This window comes from Bacillus sp. 3G2, from assembly GCF_044324725.1.
Taxonomy (GTDB): domain Bacteria; phylum Bacillota; class Bacilli; order Bacillales; family Bacillaceae_G; genus Bacillus_A; species Bacillus_A mobilis.
In genome coordinates, this window is record NZ_CP172246.1 from 4,107,683 (window position 1) to 4,123,689 (window position 16,007).

The window sequence follows — 16,007 nt, forward strand, 5'->3', positions numbered from 1 at the left end:
TTACAATATGTAAGATTCCAAAATTTTGAAAGAGGTGTTTTCATGCGATATGCTACGTCACAAATTAGAAACCTTGTAATACTCACATCATCATTTTTCTTACTTTCAGCTTGTGGACAACAAACGTCTCCTACAAAAACCGAAGCTACTAAACAAGATACTGCCGTATCAAAAGACAGTACAAAAACGGAAGATAGCCAAAAAACTGAAGACAGCGCAAAAGCTGAGAACAACTCAAAAACTGAGAACAACTCAAAAGCTGAGAACAACTCAAAAGCTGAGAACAACTCAACAACTAAAAACAACTCAACAACTAAAAACAACGTAAAAACTGAGAACAACACAACAACTAAAAACAATGCAAAAACTGAGAACAACACAAAACCTGAAAATAATACAAAACCTGAAGCAGAATCTAAAAACACACAAAAAGAGCAACAACCAACTAAACAACCAAATAAACAAACTGATACTATTACATTCACAAGTGAAGATGCTATAAAAGTTCTAGAAAAAAGAATGGGGGCTCGCTCAAATGAAATTCGTTACGGCTCCAGCGAAGACAGACTAATTGGCACAATAAATGGTATTAAGATATACGACGTCTTATACGGACGCGAATCTCCTGAGAACTCTCGTACTCTAAATTTTGCAGTGGGATCTGATGGAAACCTATATGATTGGTCAAAAGCGCAAGATGGTATTCTTCAACCACTTAACGGCAATTAATAAATGATTCTAAGAACGTAGTAAAAGCCAATCGATACGTATCGATTGGCTTTTACTAGTATTTACTCCAAACTTTCTCCCCGGTATGCGCATCAATATAACGCAGTTCTCGACTACAATCGAAGGATTCTTTATAATTTTCATCCGTTGTTTGTTTATACAATAGTTCGTAGCTAGTTTCCTCTACATCATTCTCTAAAAACCATTCTAAATGAACTCGCATGGCCCCTCTGTATATTTCTAACGCTTTTTCCTTTGTTACTTTTGGTGTTGTTTCGTATGTAAGTAATTCTTTTATAAAATTGCTAGATTCTCCTGAATAATGCATCACAGCCCCATTTTCTGTATTGATGTTGACCATAAATTGCTTATACTCTGCTGGAATACCATTCACATATACGGAAAAGATAAATCTTTCAATCCCACCTTCTGCTTCTTCACGTTCTTCCCAAAGGCGTAGATATTGTGTGACATCTGGAATAACTTGTTCCAAAAATTGAAGTGCTTTTTGTAAACATTCCTCTCTAGACAATATTGATTTTACTTCTTTATCTTCTGTCAATTTTATAAAGCCAATTAATTCATTGGTAGATTTATCAACCGTAATGCCAATTAAATTATTATATTTTAACATCGGTAAATGCTTCTTAAAGAATTCATTCATTAAATAGGGATTCTTTTCTTCTTTCTGTTTCTGCAGTTCCTCTTTCGGAACAAATTTCATTCTTATTTCATCATCATTTTCCGTCTCAGCTACTTTTGTAAAACTTTCTTTATCCCAGTCAAGCAAATCGAATATATCATATTGTTTACTGCCTTTTTTCGGTTTTTCAACAGCTACAGTTGAAGGCAATTTATAATGATCGGGTCCAAATAAATCTTTACCTGTACTTGTATTAATAAACGCATGACTAGGTTCAGGTTCATATACAAGATGGTACCCTTTTACTTCTTCTCCATTTTCATACTCACATGAAGAGTGTGTTAAATCTACAAATACAAGTCTCATATCTTGTCTAGCTTTCAAATTTTCTAAGACGACGTTCTCTTCAACGATTTCACTTGGCCATAACGGTTTTTTCTCGATAGCTTTTTGTCCATTATAACGAAAATGCACAACATTACCTGAAGGATGAACTCGCACAACACACCCTGTATTCGGCAATGGGTAGCCATTCACTTCTTGCATATAATTTACTTCTTTCCGACCACGCCTGTCGTCCTTAACCGTTTCATATGTATAAAATTCATATCCTTCTTTTGTATATTTTTTTAAGAATGCATTTGCAATCTCTCTTGCTTTATTCTCCTCTAGCGCCTTCTTACCGCTCGAAAAAAAATTTTCATCATCTATACTAAATTCAATTAAATTACCAGTATGTCTATTCAACGTAATTTGTATCGTTCTCTCCTCATCCTCTTTATGCTCCCACCATAATAGATGATACGGGTCATCCACACCTTCTTCATCATCTACAGCAAGTCTATAATCATCTGGAATATTAATTATATGAGCCACTTTCTCTTTTCTTTCTTTATCTTTTTGATTCATCATACCTCTCCCTTTATTACAATTTAAGGTAATTATAACAAACAAAAAAGACTAGAGATATCTCTAGTCTTCTACTTCGTCTCACGATGTAACGTTACTCGTTTTAATCGTGGACAATATTTTTTTAGTTCGATGCGCTCTGGATTGTTTCGCTTATTTTTTTTAGAAATATAATTACGATCACCGCACTCCGTACAAGCTAGTGTAATATTTACACGCATATGTCATTCTCCTTTCTTTCAAAGATTGCAAAATAAAACGTAATGATTACGATTTATATGTTATATAACTTTATTCTATTTGTCAATTGAAACAAAAGGGGTCTAAATAGAACCCTTTCTTTTCAATAATCTATACCTTATATTAAAATGTTTCGTATGTAACAAACTCACTAATCGGCTTTCGATATCCTCTTGGGCGAATTTTAGTAGTATCACTTTTTCCTATCGTAATCATTAAAACAGGCACTACATGGTCCGGCATATTTAATTCACTTTGTACTGCTTTTTCATCGAAACCGATCATTGGACACGTATCATAGCCATAATATTTAGCTGCGTACATAAAAGTCATCGCACTTAACGAAGCATTTCTAATCGCTTCCTCTTCCATGAAGCGCTCCCCTTTTCCTTCATATAGCCCTTTCGTTTGCCTAATTGTATCTTCATATTCACATTCATCAATCATCTTTAAAACCTTCATACCGAAATAAATATTTTCGACATTTTGGTATGCTCTCTTATCACCACAAACAAGTATTACCGCAGATGCACTCGATACTTTATATTGTCCGAAAGCTAACTCTTTTAATCTTTCTTTTCGCTCTTGATCACGAATTACAACATAATGTGTATGTTGCAAATTGTAACAAGATGGCGAAAGCTTTGTTAGCTCAAATATTTTTTTAAAATCCTCATCAGGGATTTCTATTCCTTGTACAAATTTCATCGCGGAACGTCTAGCAATTGCTAATTCTTCAAAGTTCACCGTATAGCCTCCTTAATAACCATAAATTCAAATATACATTAATTTATACAATTAAATAAATCAAATGAAAACACTTTAAATTATGGATAATAATGATGCTTTACAAAAAAAGACAAAAATCTGAAACAATTAGTTCATACGAAATTCACATGAATCTATTACTATAGGAATTGTACATAGTGAACTTATTAACAATCACGTTTATTCATATAGAATCTTACTCGAAAGGAGTTGAAAGTATGAAAACTAAATATCGTTTTATGATCTCATCATTTGCTGCTTGCGCTTATATGCTTTGGTATTTAGTATAATAACAACCTCACTTGTAAATAGGAAAAGGTGTGTATATAAATGGAATATAATCAATCAACAGTTAACTACTGGAAAGCTTTTGTACTACCATATACATTTGCTTTAGAAGAGTTAAAAACTAAATTTGAAATTATGAACCGGGAAGCTCAATTTTTAGAGGATTACAACCCGTTTGAACATATAAAAACAAGATTAAAACAACCTGAAAGTATTATTAAAAAGCTTGAACGTAAAAATTTATTACCGACAGTTGACAATGCCCAAACGCATTTACAAGACATCATCGGCATTCGTATTACATGTTGCTTCGTAGAAGATATTTATCATTTAAAAGAAGTCATTCAAAAGCGTGAAGATATGGAAATTATAGAGGTAAAAGATTATATCGCTAATCCAAAGGGAAACGGCTATAAAAGTTTACACATGATTATTAAATATCCTTTATCACTGAATTCTGGTACAAAAGAAGTATTTGCAGAAATTCAGTTGCGTACACTCGCAATGGACTTTTGGGCAAGTTTAGAACATAAACTTTATTATAAATATGAAGGGAAAATACCTGAGTATTTAAAAGATGAACTACATGATGCAGCAATGAAGGCTGAAGACCTCGATAATAAAATGGCAACAATCCGCCAAGATATTGATGATATCGAAGCATGCTCAAATCAAATTATGTTACCACTATAAAAAAAGGTTCTCGCCAATGAGAACCTTTTTTATTTCGCTATTTACAGGCAGGAAGACGCTCTGATTAAAGTTGCACTTTATTTCTTCTCTATCGTGCGAACCTCTTCAATTTTCCATCCATCCTCTTCTTTTCCAAGTGCATACTGTACTTTCTTCTGAAGAGTGATCTCTCCCTCTATTTCTTTTTCCTTTGTCTCAACAACAACATACCCTGCTTTACTAGCTTTCATGTCTATATGTTCCAATTCAATTTTCTTATTTCCCTTTTGAAAAGTTGCTTCTTTTTGTGTTTTTAAGTCTTCAGCACTAGGCATCTTCTTTGAAAATAAATCCATATGTTCAGCAAGATTTTTTTCATTTGTTGTCCGTACAAATTTCTCCATAACATCTTGAATCGATTTCTCTTCTTCTTTCGTTATTTGTACCTTTTCCTCAGTTTTTGTAGTAGTAGATTTTTGTTCTATATGACTCTCCTTGGATTGACACCCAACTAGTAATAATGCACTTATTAGAAGGGATCCTATCCCTCTGAAAAAAGCCCTCATCTTTCCATCCCCTAAAAAGAAAAGTGAGGCATTTCGCCTCACTTTCATTTATAATTAGCGTCTTCCTTTATTCGGATCGCCACCGCCGATAATATCAAAGACACGTTTAGCAATATTTGTATTCTCTTGAACACCCGAGAACAAGTATTTACCTGGGCCAAATGCATATACGTTTACATCTTCCCCTGTATGTCCGCCTGTTGTCCAGCCTGTAACCGAACGCTTATTGAAAATATCCTCAATCGCATTATCAATCTTTGTTACATCTTTTGAAGGAGCAATATCATTTACCGCTTTAATTTCTTCTGGTGTTAATTGTAAATCAATATATTTTTTCAATGTTTCTTCTACATTTGCACCTTTTGCAATTTCATTTGCCATGAAGTCTGGTGTGCGTTTTGCAGCTTTAATTGGATCTACTTTAAAGTTATACTCGCCATTCGCACCTAAAGATAATCCGCCAGTAGCATGGTCTGCCGTTGCAACGACTAACGTATTTTTATCTTTTTTCGCAAACTCAATCGCTGCTTTAAATGCTTTTTCAAAGTCTTCCATTTCACTCATTGCACCAACGATATCATTATCGTGTCCAGCCCAGTCGATTTGACTTCCTTCAACCATTAAGAAGAAACCATTTTTATTTTTGTTCAAACGTTCAATTGCTGCATTTGTCATTTCTTCTAATGAAGGTGTTTTATCGGTACGGTCAATCATTTTATCTAAACCGCCTGGCGCAAATAAACCTAGAATTTGATCATTTTTATCATTTAACAATTGATTGCGATCAGTTACATAGCTATAACCAGATTTTTTAAATTCTTCTGTAAGATTGCGATCTTTTCTAACAAAGTTATTTACACCGCCGCCAAGCATAACGTCTACTTTATGCTTCCCTTTAATTTTTTCATCAAAATAATCATTTGCAATTGCGTCCATATTTTTACGACTAATGTCATGCGCACCGAAAGCAGCTGGTGTTGCATGTGTAATTTCAGAAGTAGCAACGAGTCCCGTTGATTTTCCTTTTTCTTTCGCTTGTTCAAGAACAGTTTTCACTTCTGCTTTATCATTATCAACTGCAATTGCCGCATTATATGTTTTAATTCCTGCTGACATAGCAGTTGCTGCAGATGCAGAGTCTGTAATATTTTCATGTTCATCTTCCGGATATGTTTTTTGCGTTCCTACAAGATGCTTATCAAATTCTGTAGATTCCATCTCAAAAGTTTTTGGATTATCTTTCATATAACGGTGAGCCGTCATATATGAAGGTCCCATACCATCCCCAATTAATACGATGACATTTTTAATCTTTGCATTGCTTCCGCTCTCATCTGCATTAACCTCACTAGAACGAGTAAAATTCCAAGTTGCTACCGAAGTAACAGCTAACGATGCAACAACTGCAAATGGCCATGCTTTTTTTACAAACTTTTTCACTATATTGTCCCCCTAATTAGGTTATTCATTTCCCACTATCAAATTTAATAGAAGACTATTAAGAGAAAATTAGTTATATGTAAATTTTTTGTTAACTTATGTAAATATCAGTTATAATTTGTATAACTTTGTCTTTTCGTACCAACCTTCTTCCCCTTTACAATCAAAATAAAAATAAGTTGGATTTCATTTAACGTAAATCTCTTATTCAACATTTTTAATCTACTTTCATGAAAATTAATAGAAACGCGGTGAGCATTTATGAAAATAATAACGCTAGATGAATCTTCTATTTTTGATTTACTCGACCTTTGCAAAGCTATCGGATGGTTACAAGATAAAGCATTTATGAAAAAGCAATTCGAAATGTATCTTTCTCTCGGCACACTTATCGGTTATATGCATGAAAATAAACTGATTGCATCTGGAGGAGTATTTCCTTTTAAAGATAGTTTTTCTACTATTGGCATGTTAATTGTCCATCCTAATTTTCAAGGCCGGGGCATCGGACGTATGTTGCTTAATCGCTGCTTAGAATGCACCACCCCAAAACAACCAATTGCACTTATTGCAACAAAGGCTGGCGAGCCTCTTTATACATCGTGCGGATTTCAAACAGTCACGACGATTCATCGTTTCGAAAAACAAACTACTAAGACACATATTGCTCATACACAACAAGTAAAAGAATCGGACCTTGCATCACTAATTTCTCTCGATCAAATTACAACTGGTGCTAATCGTTCTTTACTTTATTCATTACTCTTACCAAGAGCAAGCCACTCTTTTAAAATTGAGAGAAATAACTGTATAGAAGCTTTTTCCTTATGTGTACAAAAAGGTAATATATTGTGCGTCAATCCACTTATCGCAAAGCAAGAGCAGGACGCTATTCAATTATTCAAGAGAATCTGTGAGTGTTGGAATGGCACAGTAAGGATTGATGTCCCACATTCACAATTTTCATTTCGTCAATTTCTTCAAACAGAAAATTTCCAAGAAACGCTCCTTTCACCTCTTATGATAAAAAGTGGTAGCCAACTTCCTGGAAATCGTAATATGCTATTTGCTATGATAGATACAGCGTTATGTTAGAAAGGGGACACCTCATTGAAGCGATTTAGCTATTTTATGGTAGGTTGTCTTACTCTTACACTATTAGTAGGATGTAGTGCAGCAGAAAAGCCAGTAGAACAAGTAAAACAAGTTAAAAATACACTTACAGCGAAACTAGCTACCGAGGAAAAAATGGTAGAAATAGATGGGCAAACCATTTACTTTAAAAAGATTGGTAATGAAAAGCCACCTTTACTTATGATCCATGGATTTGGAGGATCGTCAGATGGTTTTCAAAAGATTTACTCAGATTTAGCAAAAGATCATACAATTATTTCTGTAGATGCTTTAGGCTTCGGGCGCTCATCTAAGCCGATGGATTTTTATTATTCTTTCCCAACTCATGCAAATTTATATTATAAATTAATGAAAAAACTAGGTTATGATTCGTTTGCAATACTGGGACACTCAATGGGCGGAGAAATTTCTCTTAATTTAACATATTTATATCCTGAAGCCGTTACCCACCTTATCTTAACTGATGCTACAGGTGGGCCTCATACATTTGTTAATAAACAAGGCTCACCAAAACCACAGTTGTCGACTGATTTAAATACCGTTTCTGCTGTTGCAGATTATGATGAAAGTAAAGTGAATTTTAAACGTAATGATGAAGAGCATTACAATAAAATGAAATTATGGCCTAGACGTCTTCAAATCAATGCAAATGAACTGAAACAACCAACCTTAATTATATGGGGAAGAAATGATAGTAGCGTTTCTTGGAAAGAAGGAGAAACGTATCATCAATTCTTAAAAAATAGTACTTTCCATATTATCGAAAAAGGTTATCATGCACCATTTCGTCAAGAGCCACAAGAATTTGTAGGTTATGTAAAAGAATTCTTTAAGAACAATCCAATCAAAGTTGAAAAATAACATAAGCGGGTATCTCATTTTGAGATACCCGCTTTCATATATTAAGCAGCTTGCTTTTGGCGTTTTTGAGTTTTTGATCCTAGTACTTTCGGAATAACGAAACCATCTATTCCAAATTTACCAGCATTCATACTAGAGACTAAAACGAACATTGATAGGATAACCATTTCAGGGTTTACACCAATTGACCCACTAAGCATATAGGAAAAGTTCATTACAAGGCCGAAAAAGACCGCTGTTTTTGTTAAACAACCTACAATTAAACCAATTCCAACTAAAATTTCTCCCCACGTTACAAGTGTATTAAATAGATCAACGTTTGGAATTGCGAAATCTTGTAAAAACGATGCCCACCAAGATTGAACAGCCGGTTGTGCTCCTTTAGATTTTTCAATTGCACCTTGTAAATAACCAGTTGCATCGAATCCTTTTCCTTGTAGTTTACCGATTCCAGCCATTAACCATGTGTAACCAAGATATACTCGGATTATTGCTAACACAAAAGAAACTGCTTTGTTTTCTCTTAAAAATTGAATAACCATATCTTCCTCCTAAAGTTGTAATTAAGTTAGTTACAGATAATATAATAACATTAGTTACTTATTTTTAAAATGTTAATTACGAATAATTTGTGACATGTGTATGAAACATTAAAAACTAACGTTTATATAGTAACTTTTTTTACCTGTAAAAACTTGAACATATCATACCATAGGTGATAATCATTTTCATTGAAGAAAATGTAAAAAAAATGTGAGTTAAATGTGAAACGCCTTTATTCGAATATAAAATAAAGGCGTTTTTTCTATTTATAGAATTGAAATGTACGTATCTCCTCATCGATTAATATCGCCTCTTGAAAAGCATCTTCTATCGTTTTTTCATGGTTAATAAGCCCATAAAATAAGCGTATTGTAAACATAAGTGCTGCATTCCCATCTACATAATCTATCGATCCAATATACGATTTCGCTCCACTACGTAAAAAAGATTCTGCTAGTTTTCGATCCCCTAACGTACACCCGCTATTTACAATATGTGTATTATGCAATTTTGCATATTTATAAATTTCTGCTGCACCAAAGTATCCCCTCGGTTCATTTTGTTCATATATATCTTCACCTAACTCTTCCATAACAAACTTTCCTTCCTCACCATGAAAGCAAAAGACAACATAATCGATATCATTATATAAACCTTTTCCAGAAAGAATATCGATGAACTCTTTCGGTCTACCAATCCAGTATGTTATAACTTTTGCCCCAAAATATTCAAGCGATGCCCGGATTGATTGCGCCTCTAAATCAGAGTTAAAGCCAACTACTAGTGCAACATTCAACATTCAACATACACACCCTCCATCCTATCATTAGATCTCATCAATCAAACTTTTAAGGGATACCTCCATTTCATATATACCCGTTTCCTTCAAAAAATCAGATCTAGTTAAAACGACTTTCTGTAAATATTGCCTATATGCTGTAATCGTCCCGTCGTGAGATACAATGCAAATTCTTTCAGCGTCTAGCTCATAACACCAAAGAAGAAATTCATCTACTATTTGCTGAAAGCGATTCTCTGAAATAGTATTTATACCCTCCGTCCATAACTGCTTATTTGTGTTTTTCTCTATCAAAAAATGTGGAAATAAATTTGCTATCATTTCCTGCTCTACCATGTGATCACATGGTAATGTTTTCGCTCCTTCTCGATAAGGAAAAATACGTGGGGATACATATGGATGGACAATTGTTTGACAAGATACCTTCTTACTCCATATTGTCGCCGTTTGTAAAGTTCTAAGTGTAGGACTAGCAATTAATATATCCGTTCCTTGCAATGGCACATTGCATTGAAGTAATTTAGCCTGATTCCTTCCCTCATCCGTTAATAGGGGATGCAACACTTGTAAACTTGACGGCAAGTCTTTTGTATGTTCTCCTTCACCGTGCCGAACAAAGACGAGTTTCATACCCATCCTCCTCTCTCTATGAAATCCTTCAACATAATTCCTTCCCTATCTCATCCATTATTCCTGCTATAAGAAAAAACGATATGTAAAAAAGATTTGACACAAAATTAGGAAATATTACAATCATATATGTAAAATACTTTTTACAAGAGAGAGGGGAATCACAAATATGAAATGGATAACTATCTTAATCGGAACGATTATATGGGGATATATAAACGGATTTTTCAGTAGTGATAAAACTGCTAATCCTTGGATTACAGATGATGAACGTGAAACAAAAATTAAACAGAAGGAAATTATTGCAAGCTCGTCTGGTGTTTTTATGTTTTGTACCATTAACCTCTTAAACAAATGGTTAGGTATAGGAACGAGCGATACATCCCCTTACTTACCATCTTCTGTCTCAACTATTTTAAAAGAAAATGTAGAGTTACAAATTTTATTTATGCTATTTATTACGTATGGCATATTTTATATATATTATCGGAGAAAACTAAGTGCTTAATTTTTATCTCATGATTATCCTCCTAAATGGTTATAGTAATTAGGACGAAATGAAAGGAGCGATATAAAAATGAGTAACTCGAATGATTTTTTAGATACACTGCATGAAAAACAAGCAAAAGATGAGCAAAACAGAAAGCGTCAGGGAAACGGGAACCCAGCGAAAAAAAAGCCAAATAAAACACATAAATAACAATAAAAAAACGTGCCTAAAATTATCTTTTAGGCACGTTTTTTTATTCTGCTTTCACTGAGATAACATTTTCCCAATTCCATTTCTCATAATACCACTCAGGTACATCTATATTTTCAATCCACTTCTTTTCCTGTTTCCCATCACTATTTGCAATCCATACATTGGCTTTCTCACGGTCTGAACGTATCCATATTAATTGATTGCTCTTATTCATAAAAATCGGATGATAATCACCTTGCTTATGAGGTGGCTTTGTGATTTGATGTTGTTTGTCGCTTGTACGATCAATCTCATTTAAAGATGGCAGTGGCCTTTTTTCTGGCGGAGTTTCTATCCCTGCCTCTTTTGCCCGTGAAACGATAATTACTTTATCATTCTTCCATGCAAAATCCCAATCGACATATCCTTTCGGCGTAAATGTGTTCTGCTGAAGTGCCGGCAATTCTTTTACTTTTAAATGTTTATTCTCTAACGCAACTCTCCCGCTTCCTTCAATATAAGCTAATATATTCTGGGATGGCGCCCATTTGAACCATTGTGTGTTTAATAACATTTGATCTACCTTTTCAAATCGACTGCCATCTGCTCGAACTAAGCAAAGCGTATTGCTATCAGCTGACCATGAAGCTGTCGGTACAGCTAAAAATGAAATCCACTTTCGATCTGGTGACCACTCAAACCCGCTTGCAACTAGCGCTAGAAAATCATCATGTTCATTTGGTAATGCATATAAATGTTTCATTTTATGAGGATTCATATGTGCATCTTGTTGCACTTCATATAGCTGGGCTCCTGTCCATCCTGTTGGAAGTAAGTGTGCTTCAGAAGATACAAGAAACTTCTTTCCATCAGGGTACCATGCATAATCCCCTACACCAGCGGATACATTTTCAAAATCTGCATTCTTTTTTTGGACATCAAACGTATTTAATGTATCTGCAAATACAAATGCAATTATATTCTCTTTCGGTGACCATTGATAATTTGATACTTCAGATTGCAATGGGCTAATTTTTTTTCCATCTTCCAGTCGGTACAATTCCAAGGTGTTTTGCTTCTTTCCTTTAGCATAAGATATCCATTCTCCATCATGAGACCATTTTGGCCCTGTTATGTACTCACCCTTTGTTATTTGTTTTTCTTTTTCATCAATTTTAATCCAAAGGTCATGATGACGAATGAAAGCAACTTTCATCCCATTATGTTCCGCACTAATACTAAAAATTGAAGATAAAAAAATGAACAAACCCACACTACTACTCACGATAATCTTTTTCATACGTTCCTCCATTTTTCTTATAGCATTCCTCATATTCCGCTTACTATATGCGAATTTCACTCCAGATTCATTGCACAATTGTTGTAGATTTATGCCCAGTAAGGGTGGGCCTCCCCACACTGAATATTATCCATTCGACATAATACCAAAAAATTTCCCAAGAAATTTTTAATTCAAAGAGGATTGGTATGAATTATGTCGAAAGTATAGTTTAGCCAACATTCAGTTTTATATTTCATAACAAAAATGTAAGATAACTTTTCGGAATATTGGCACTTTTTATTAGGGGGAGTTTTAATGAAGAAAACTACATCTGCACTATTAAGTATGGCGCTTGTCTTTTCTAGTTTTGGAGCTTTAAGCGCGCATGCTGAATCACTGCAAAAGGAGAAGCAATTTAGTCCACAGTTAAAGGCCAATATTGAGCAATGGGGAGAAAACAAAATCGCGCAAAATGTTGAAACAAAAACATCAAAAGAAATTTCAGTCATTGTAGAATTGCAACATGCTCCGCTTGCTTCACAAAGTAACATTCAGCATGCTCCAGATTTAAAAAATGGAAATGTGCAATCATACCATGCTCAACTAAAAAAGGCACAAGAGGATACTACAAAGAAAATTAAAGAAAAAGCACCAAAAGCAAAAATAAAAGAAACGTATAGTACGTTATTTTCTGGATTCTCTATTTCTGTCCCAGGAGATCAAGTTACCGCTTTAGCTTCTTTGCCTGAAGTAAAAGCTGTTTATCCGAACTTAACATATAAATTGCATGAAACAGCAAAAAGCGCTACTAAAGAAGAAGCGCCAAATATCGGCGGACCGACAATCGGTACACCTGAAGCATGGAATTTAAAAGATCCATCTGGCAAACCGCTTGATGGAAAAGGTATGAAAGTCGCTATTATTGATTCTGGCGTAGACTATACGCATCCTGACCTACAAGCAAATTATATCGGTGGCTATGATGCAGTCGATGAAGATAATGATCCGATGGATGGGAACGTACACGGTACTCATGTAGCTGGCATTATTGCTGGTAACGGAAAAATTAAAGGCGTTGCTCCAAATGCGTCTATTCTAGCCTATCGTGTAATGAATGATAGCGGTACTGGTACGACCGAAGATATTCTTCAAGGTATTGAGCGCGCTATTCAAGATGGCGCTGACGTTTTAAATTTATCTCTCGGTCAAGATTTGAATGTCCCTGATCAACCTGTAACAATGACGTTAGAACGTGCAGCAAAACTTGGTGTTACTGCAGTCGTTTCAAATGGAAATGATGGACCAAAACCTTGGTCTGTTGATGCTCCTGGTAACGCGAGTAGCGTCATCTCTGTTGGTGCATCTACTGTTTCTATTCCATTCCCAACATTCCAGGTAGCTGGTTCTAATAAATCTTATCAAGGATTACCATTATCAAAAGCAGACTTCCAAATAGGAAACGATGCTCAGCTTGTTTATGTTGGCTACGGTAATTCCAGCGATTACGCTAAACAAGATGTGAAAGGTAAGTTCGTCCTTGTTTTACAAGGAACTTCGAGCACGTTAGTAAAGGCAGAACAAGCAAAACAAGCTGGTGCTCTCGGCGTGCTATTAATTTCTAATGAAAAAGAAATTAATATTATGCCCGAATATTTTGGACGTGAAGATATAGCTCTTCCAGTTATGCAACTATCTAATACAAATGGCGAAGAGCTGAAAAATTTAATTACAAAACGAAAGAAAAATATAAAGATTGGACAACCAAATAAAACCGAACTGATTGGTAACTTCAGTTCAAGAGGACCATCACAAGGAAGTTGGCTCATAAAACCTGATGTTGTTGCACCTGGCGTACAAATTACTAGTACAGTACCAAGAGGCGGCTATGAATCTCACAACGGAACAAGTATGGCTGCGCCACAAGTAGCAGGAGCCGTTGCCTTACTACGTCAAATGCATCCTGATTGGACGACAGAACAATTGAAATCTGCTCTTGCCAACACTGCAAAAACATTAAAGGATGTCAATGAAAATACATATCCTGTCATGGCACAAGGGTCAGGTTTAATTAACATTCCAAAAGCAGCTCAAACGGATGCGTTAGTGAAACCGAACAACGTAAGCTTCGGTCTTATTAAACCAAATAGCGGCAAACTGAAACTAACACAAAATATTACGTTAGAAAATCTTTCTAACAAAAAGAAAAACTTTTCAACTCGTATTGAATTATTAGATACAAAAACAAAAATCCAGACTTCTTTCCCTTCTTCTATTAGTATAAAACCGAATAGTAATATTGAAAAACCTTTTACTATTACTGTAGATAGCTCCTTACCACAAGGCGTATATACAGGGAATCTATATGTAAAAGAGCAAGGGAAAACTGAAGAAATGCGTATTCCATTTACATTTAGCATCGATCCGAAAGAATACAAACGTATCGATGGCCTTGAAATCGTTAATTCTACTTTCAGTCCAAATAATGACAACATACTAGATGACAACTTAATCAATTACTATTTAGTTACACCAGTTGAAGATATAGCGTTTCATGCCAATTTAATTACGAAAGACCGTGTGACATATCAAGGCACGGTATATCAAGGTAAAAACGAAACACCAGGTTATAAATCTTTCAAATGGAATGGTACAAGAACTGACGGATCTCCGTTGCCTGATGGCTTATACCAAATCGAAGCTGTTGCTTCTAACTCTGGTGGAGAAACAAAGCAAACAGGAGCTGTGTTTGTTGACCGAACAGCACCTAAGTTAACGCACGAAGTTGATCAAGAAAACCTCATAATTAGAGGAAAAGTTGACGATATTCTACTAGATTGGATGACAGAATCCGGTTGGATTGCACCTGGTATTCCAGTGAGAATGCAATATGAGATTAACGGTAATGGTGTATGGGAGAGTGCATTCCTAAACACTTGGGAGAAAAACTACGAAATTTATTTCGATCGTAATCAATTACAACAAGGAAAGAATACAATTCATATTGTTGCAACAGATGCAGCTGGAAATACAACTAATTTAAATGTTGATTTAGAAGTAAAATAAAGTGAAACTTTAATCAGTGGGGTTTTGTTCATCCCCCACTGATTATTAGCCTTCACCAATCGGGGTTCACGAGAAGTTAGTCTCCCATCTAACTTCTTTACTCCCACCGAATTTTGAGGTAGGAGTTTTACTGCTCATTAACATGGGATGAAAAATTTTTATTGACAATTTTTTTAATATAGTTTTATAATACAAAACATAGTTTAGTTGAACGAATTATATATCGGCTTTGAAGGAATACTAGTAGCGACTTATATCACTGTCTCAGAGAACTGATGGTTGGTGCGAATCAGTACATATACAAGGGTGAATTACAATTCTGGAGCTTCTTTCCCGTAGTGCTTTTTATGCATGAAGAGAAAGACGGATCTTTCCGTTATCGTAAAGTGAGTGGTAAACAATTAATTGTTTACAAATAGGGTGGTACCGCGATTTTCATCGTCCCTATCGGATTTTCCGATAGGGACTTTTTTGCGCCCAACCTCTTACACAATTTCATATATACGCGTTGAAAGAATCGCAGTAGTATCTTATATCCCTGTTACAGAGAGCTAATGGTCGGTGGAAATTAGCACATATATAAGTATGAATTACAATTCTGGAGCTTCTTTTTCGTAGTGCTTTTATGCATGAAGGAAAAGACGGGATTTTTCCGTTATCATTAATTGAGATGTAAGTATATTTTCACTTACAAATAGGGTGGTACCGCGATTCTTTCGCCCCTATCGGATTTTCCGATAGGGGCTTTTTCTATTTCT

16 protein-coding genes and 2 other annotated features are annotated in these 16,007 nt (G+C 35.0%); of the genes, 7 read left to right on the forward strand and 9 right to left on the reverse strand.

Features of this window, described 5'->3' with window-relative positions:
* Positions 1 to 42 precede the first annotated feature (42 nt).
* Entirely contained in the window at positions 43 to 729 is a 687-nt protein-coding gene (locus ACHZK0_RS21095; protein WP_395760851.1) for a hypothetical protein, read from the forward strand.
* A 55-nt stretch (positions 730 to 784) separates the two neighbouring features.
* Here the strand turns inward: ACHZK0_RS21095 and ACHZK0_RS21100 are convergent, their stop codons facing one another.
* From ACHZK0_RS21100 to ACHZK0_RS21110, 3 genes are all read right to left on the reverse strand, one after another.
* A complete protein-coding gene (locus ACHZK0_RS21100) occupies positions 785 to 2,284 on the reverse strand; it encodes a YcdB/YcdC domain-containing protein (RefSeq protein ID WP_395760852.1) in 1,500 nt (499 codons plus the stop codon).
* A gap of 68 nt (positions 2,285 to 2,352) precedes the next feature.
* A complete protein-coding gene (gene rpmG, locus ACHZK0_RS21105) occupies positions 2,353 to 2,502 on the reverse strand; it encodes a 50S ribosomal protein L33 (RefSeq protein WP_001265617.1) in 150 nt (49 codons plus the stop codon).
* A 142-nt stretch (positions 2,503 to 2,644) separates the two neighbouring features.
* Positions 2,645 to 3,229 carry a nitroreductase family protein gene (locus tag ACHZK0_RS21110; protein ID WP_277929653.1) on the reverse strand — a complete coding sequence of 195 codons (585 nt, stop codon included), beginning with the start codon at positions 3,227 to 3,229 and terminating at the stop codon, positions 2,645 to 2,647.
* A gap of 390 nt (positions 3,230 to 3,619) precedes the next feature.
* On the opposite strand from ACHZK0_RS21110, the gene ACHZK0_RS21115 reads away from it, so the two are divergent.
* Positions 3,620 to 4,270, forward strand: coding sequence for a GTP pyrophosphokinase (locus ACHZK0_RS21115; RefSeq protein ID WP_097818229.1), 651 nt, complete (start codon positions 3,620 to 3,622; stop codon positions 4,268 to 4,270).
* A 77-nt stretch (positions 4,271 to 4,347) separates the two neighbouring features.
* On the opposite strand, the gene ACHZK0_RS21120 is transcribed toward ACHZK0_RS21115, so the two are convergent.
* Both ACHZK0_RS21120 and ACHZK0_RS21125 read right to left on the reverse strand, forming a co-directional pair.
* Positions 4,348 to 4,815, reverse strand: a complete 468-nt coding sequence (locus ACHZK0_RS21120; RefSeq protein ID WP_242253296.1) for a hypothetical protein — start codon at positions 4,813 to 4,815, stop codon at positions 4,348 to 4,350.
* Between the two features lie 54 nt (positions 4,816 to 4,869).
* A complete protein-coding gene (locus tag ACHZK0_RS21125) occupies positions 4,870 to 6,255 on the reverse strand; it encodes an alkaline phosphatase (RefSeq protein WP_061677265.1) in 1,386 nt (461 codons plus the stop codon).
* Between the two features lie 261 nt (positions 6,256 to 6,516).
* On the opposite strand from ACHZK0_RS21125, the gene ACHZK0_RS21130 reads away from it, so the two are divergent.
* Positions 6,517 to 7,350, forward strand: a complete 834-nt coding sequence (locus ACHZK0_RS21130; RefSeq protein WP_242253301.1) for a GNAT family N-acetyltransferase — start codon at positions 6,517 to 6,519, stop codon at positions 7,348 to 7,350.
* 15 nt (positions 7,351 to 7,365) lie between these two features.
* On the forward strand, positions 7,366 to 8,250 hold the full coding sequence (locus ACHZK0_RS21135) for an alpha/beta fold hydrolase (protein ID WP_242253303.1): 885 nt from the start codon (positions 7,366 to 7,368) through the stop codon (positions 8,248 to 8,250).
* Positions 8,251 to 8,291: 41 nt separating this feature from the next.
* Here the strand turns inward: ACHZK0_RS21135 and ACHZK0_RS21140 are convergent, their stop codons facing one another.
* The 3 genes from ACHZK0_RS21140 to ACHZK0_RS21150 form a co-directional block, all read right to left on the reverse strand.
* Positions 8,292 to 8,792 (reverse strand): DoxX family protein, encoded by a 501-nt coding sequence (locus tag ACHZK0_RS21140; RefSeq protein ID WP_098870262.1) that lies wholly within the window; start codon positions 8,790 to 8,792, stop codon positions 8,292 to 8,294.
* A 263-nt stretch (positions 8,793 to 9,055) separates the two neighbouring features.
* Positions 9,056 to 9,592, reverse strand: coding sequence for a CHAT domain-containing protein (locus tag ACHZK0_RS21145; protein WP_242253304.1), 537 nt, complete (start codon positions 9,590 to 9,592; stop codon positions 9,056 to 9,058).
* A gap of 27 nt (positions 9,593 to 9,619) precedes the next feature.
* Complete coding sequence (locus ACHZK0_RS21150; RefSeq protein WP_395760853.1) at positions 9,620 to 10,222, reverse strand: histidine phosphatase family protein; 603 nt, start codon at positions 10,220 to 10,222, stop codon at positions 9,620 to 9,622.
* Positions 10,223 to 10,391: 169 nt separating this feature from the next.
* Here ACHZK0_RS21150 and ACHZK0_RS21155 point away from each other — a divergent pair, with 169 nt between their 5' ends.
* Positions 10,392 to 10,730: a phosphoglycerate mutase gene (locus ACHZK0_RS21155; RefSeq protein WP_262740314.1), complete on the forward strand. Its 339-nt coding sequence runs from the start codon at positions 10,392 to 10,394 to the stop codon at positions 10,728 to 10,730.
* A 69-nt stretch (positions 10,731 to 10,799) separates the two neighbouring features.
* Positions 10,800 to 10,922 (forward strand): DUF4023 domain-containing protein, encoded by a 123-nt coding sequence (locus tag ACHZK0_RS21160; protein ID WP_000071861.1) that lies wholly within the window; start codon positions 10,800 to 10,802, stop codon positions 10,920 to 10,922.
* A gap of 43 nt (positions 10,923 to 10,965) precedes the next feature.
* Here ACHZK0_RS21160 and ACHZK0_RS21165 read toward each other — a convergent pair whose 3' ends face one another.
* Positions 10,966 to 12,204 (reverse strand): TolB family protein, encoded by a 1,239-nt coding sequence (locus ACHZK0_RS21165; RefSeq protein ID WP_395760854.1) that lies wholly within the window; start codon positions 12,202 to 12,204, stop codon positions 10,966 to 10,968.
* Between the two features lie 297 nt (positions 12,205 to 12,501).
* Between ACHZK0_RS21165 and ACHZK0_RS21170 the strand changes: the two genes are divergently transcribed.
* Positions 12,502 to 15,249, forward strand: a complete 2,748-nt coding sequence (locus ACHZK0_RS21170) for a S8 family serine peptidase (RefSeq protein ID WP_262740316.1) — start codon at positions 12,502 to 12,504, stop codon at positions 15,247 to 15,249.
* A gap of 220 nt (positions 15,250 to 15,469) precedes the next feature.
* Positions 15,470 to 15,698 (forward strand) — a binding site (T-box leader).
* A gap of 50 nt (positions 15,699 to 15,748) precedes the next feature.
* Positions 15,749 to 15,976 (forward strand) — a binding site (T-box leader).
* Positions 15,977 to 16,007: the final 31 nt, after the last annotated feature.

Bases quoted from the DNA above. Each gene is read 5' to 3' on its own strand.
- ACHZK0_RS21095 (WP_395760851.1), top strand. From the start codon at position 43: ATGCGATATGCTACGTCACAAATTAGAAACCTTGTAATACTCACATCA.
- ACHZK0_RS21100 (WP_395760852.1), bottom strand. From the start codon at position 2,284: ATGATGAATCAAAAAGATAAAGAAAGAAAAGAGAAAGTGGCTCATATA.
- rpmG (WP_001265617.1), bottom strand. From the start codon at position 2,502: ATGCGTGTAAATATTACACTAGCTTGTACGGAGTGCGGTGATCGTAAT.
- ACHZK0_RS21110 (WP_277929653.1), bottom strand. From the start codon at position 3,229: ATGAAATTTGTACAAGGAATAGAAATCCCTGATGAGGATTTTAAAAAA.
- ACHZK0_RS21115 (WP_097818229.1), top strand. From the start codon at position 3,620: ATGGAATATAATCAATCAACAGTTAACTACTGGAAAGCTTTTGTACTA.
- ACHZK0_RS21120 (WP_242253296.1), bottom strand. From the start codon at position 4,815: ATGAGGGCTTTTTTCAGAGGGATAGGATCCCTTCTAATAAGTGCATTA.
- ACHZK0_RS21130 (WP_242253301.1), top strand. From the start codon at position 6,517: ATGAAAATAATAACGCTAGATGAATCTTCTATTTTTGATTTACTCGAC.
- ACHZK0_RS21140 (WP_098870262.1), bottom strand. From the start codon at position 8,792: ATGGTTATTCAATTTTTAAGAGAAAACAAAGCAGTTTCTTTTGTGTTA.
- ACHZK0_RS21145 (WP_242253304.1), bottom strand. From the start codon at position 9,592: ATGTTGAATGTTGCACTAGTAGTTGGCTTTAACTCTGATTTAGAGGCG.
- ACHZK0_RS21150 (WP_395760853.1), bottom strand. From the start codon at position 10,222: ATGAAACTCGTCTTTGTTCGGCACGGTGAAGGAGAACATACAAAAGAC.
- ACHZK0_RS21155 (WP_262740314.1), top strand. From the start codon at position 10,392: ATGAAATGGATAACTATCTTAATCGGAACGATTATATGGGGATATATA.
- ACHZK0_RS21160 (WP_000071861.1), top strand. From the start codon at position 10,800: ATGAGTAACTCGAATGATTTTTTAGATACACTGCATGAAAAACAAGCA.
- ACHZK0_RS21165 (WP_395760854.1), bottom strand. From the start codon at position 12,204: ATGAAAAAGATTATCGTGAGTAGTAGTGTGGGTTTGTTCATTTTTTTA.
- ACHZK0_RS21170 (WP_262740316.1), top strand. From the start codon at position 12,502: ATGAAGAAAACTACATCTGCACTATTAAGTATGGCGCTTGTCTTTTCT.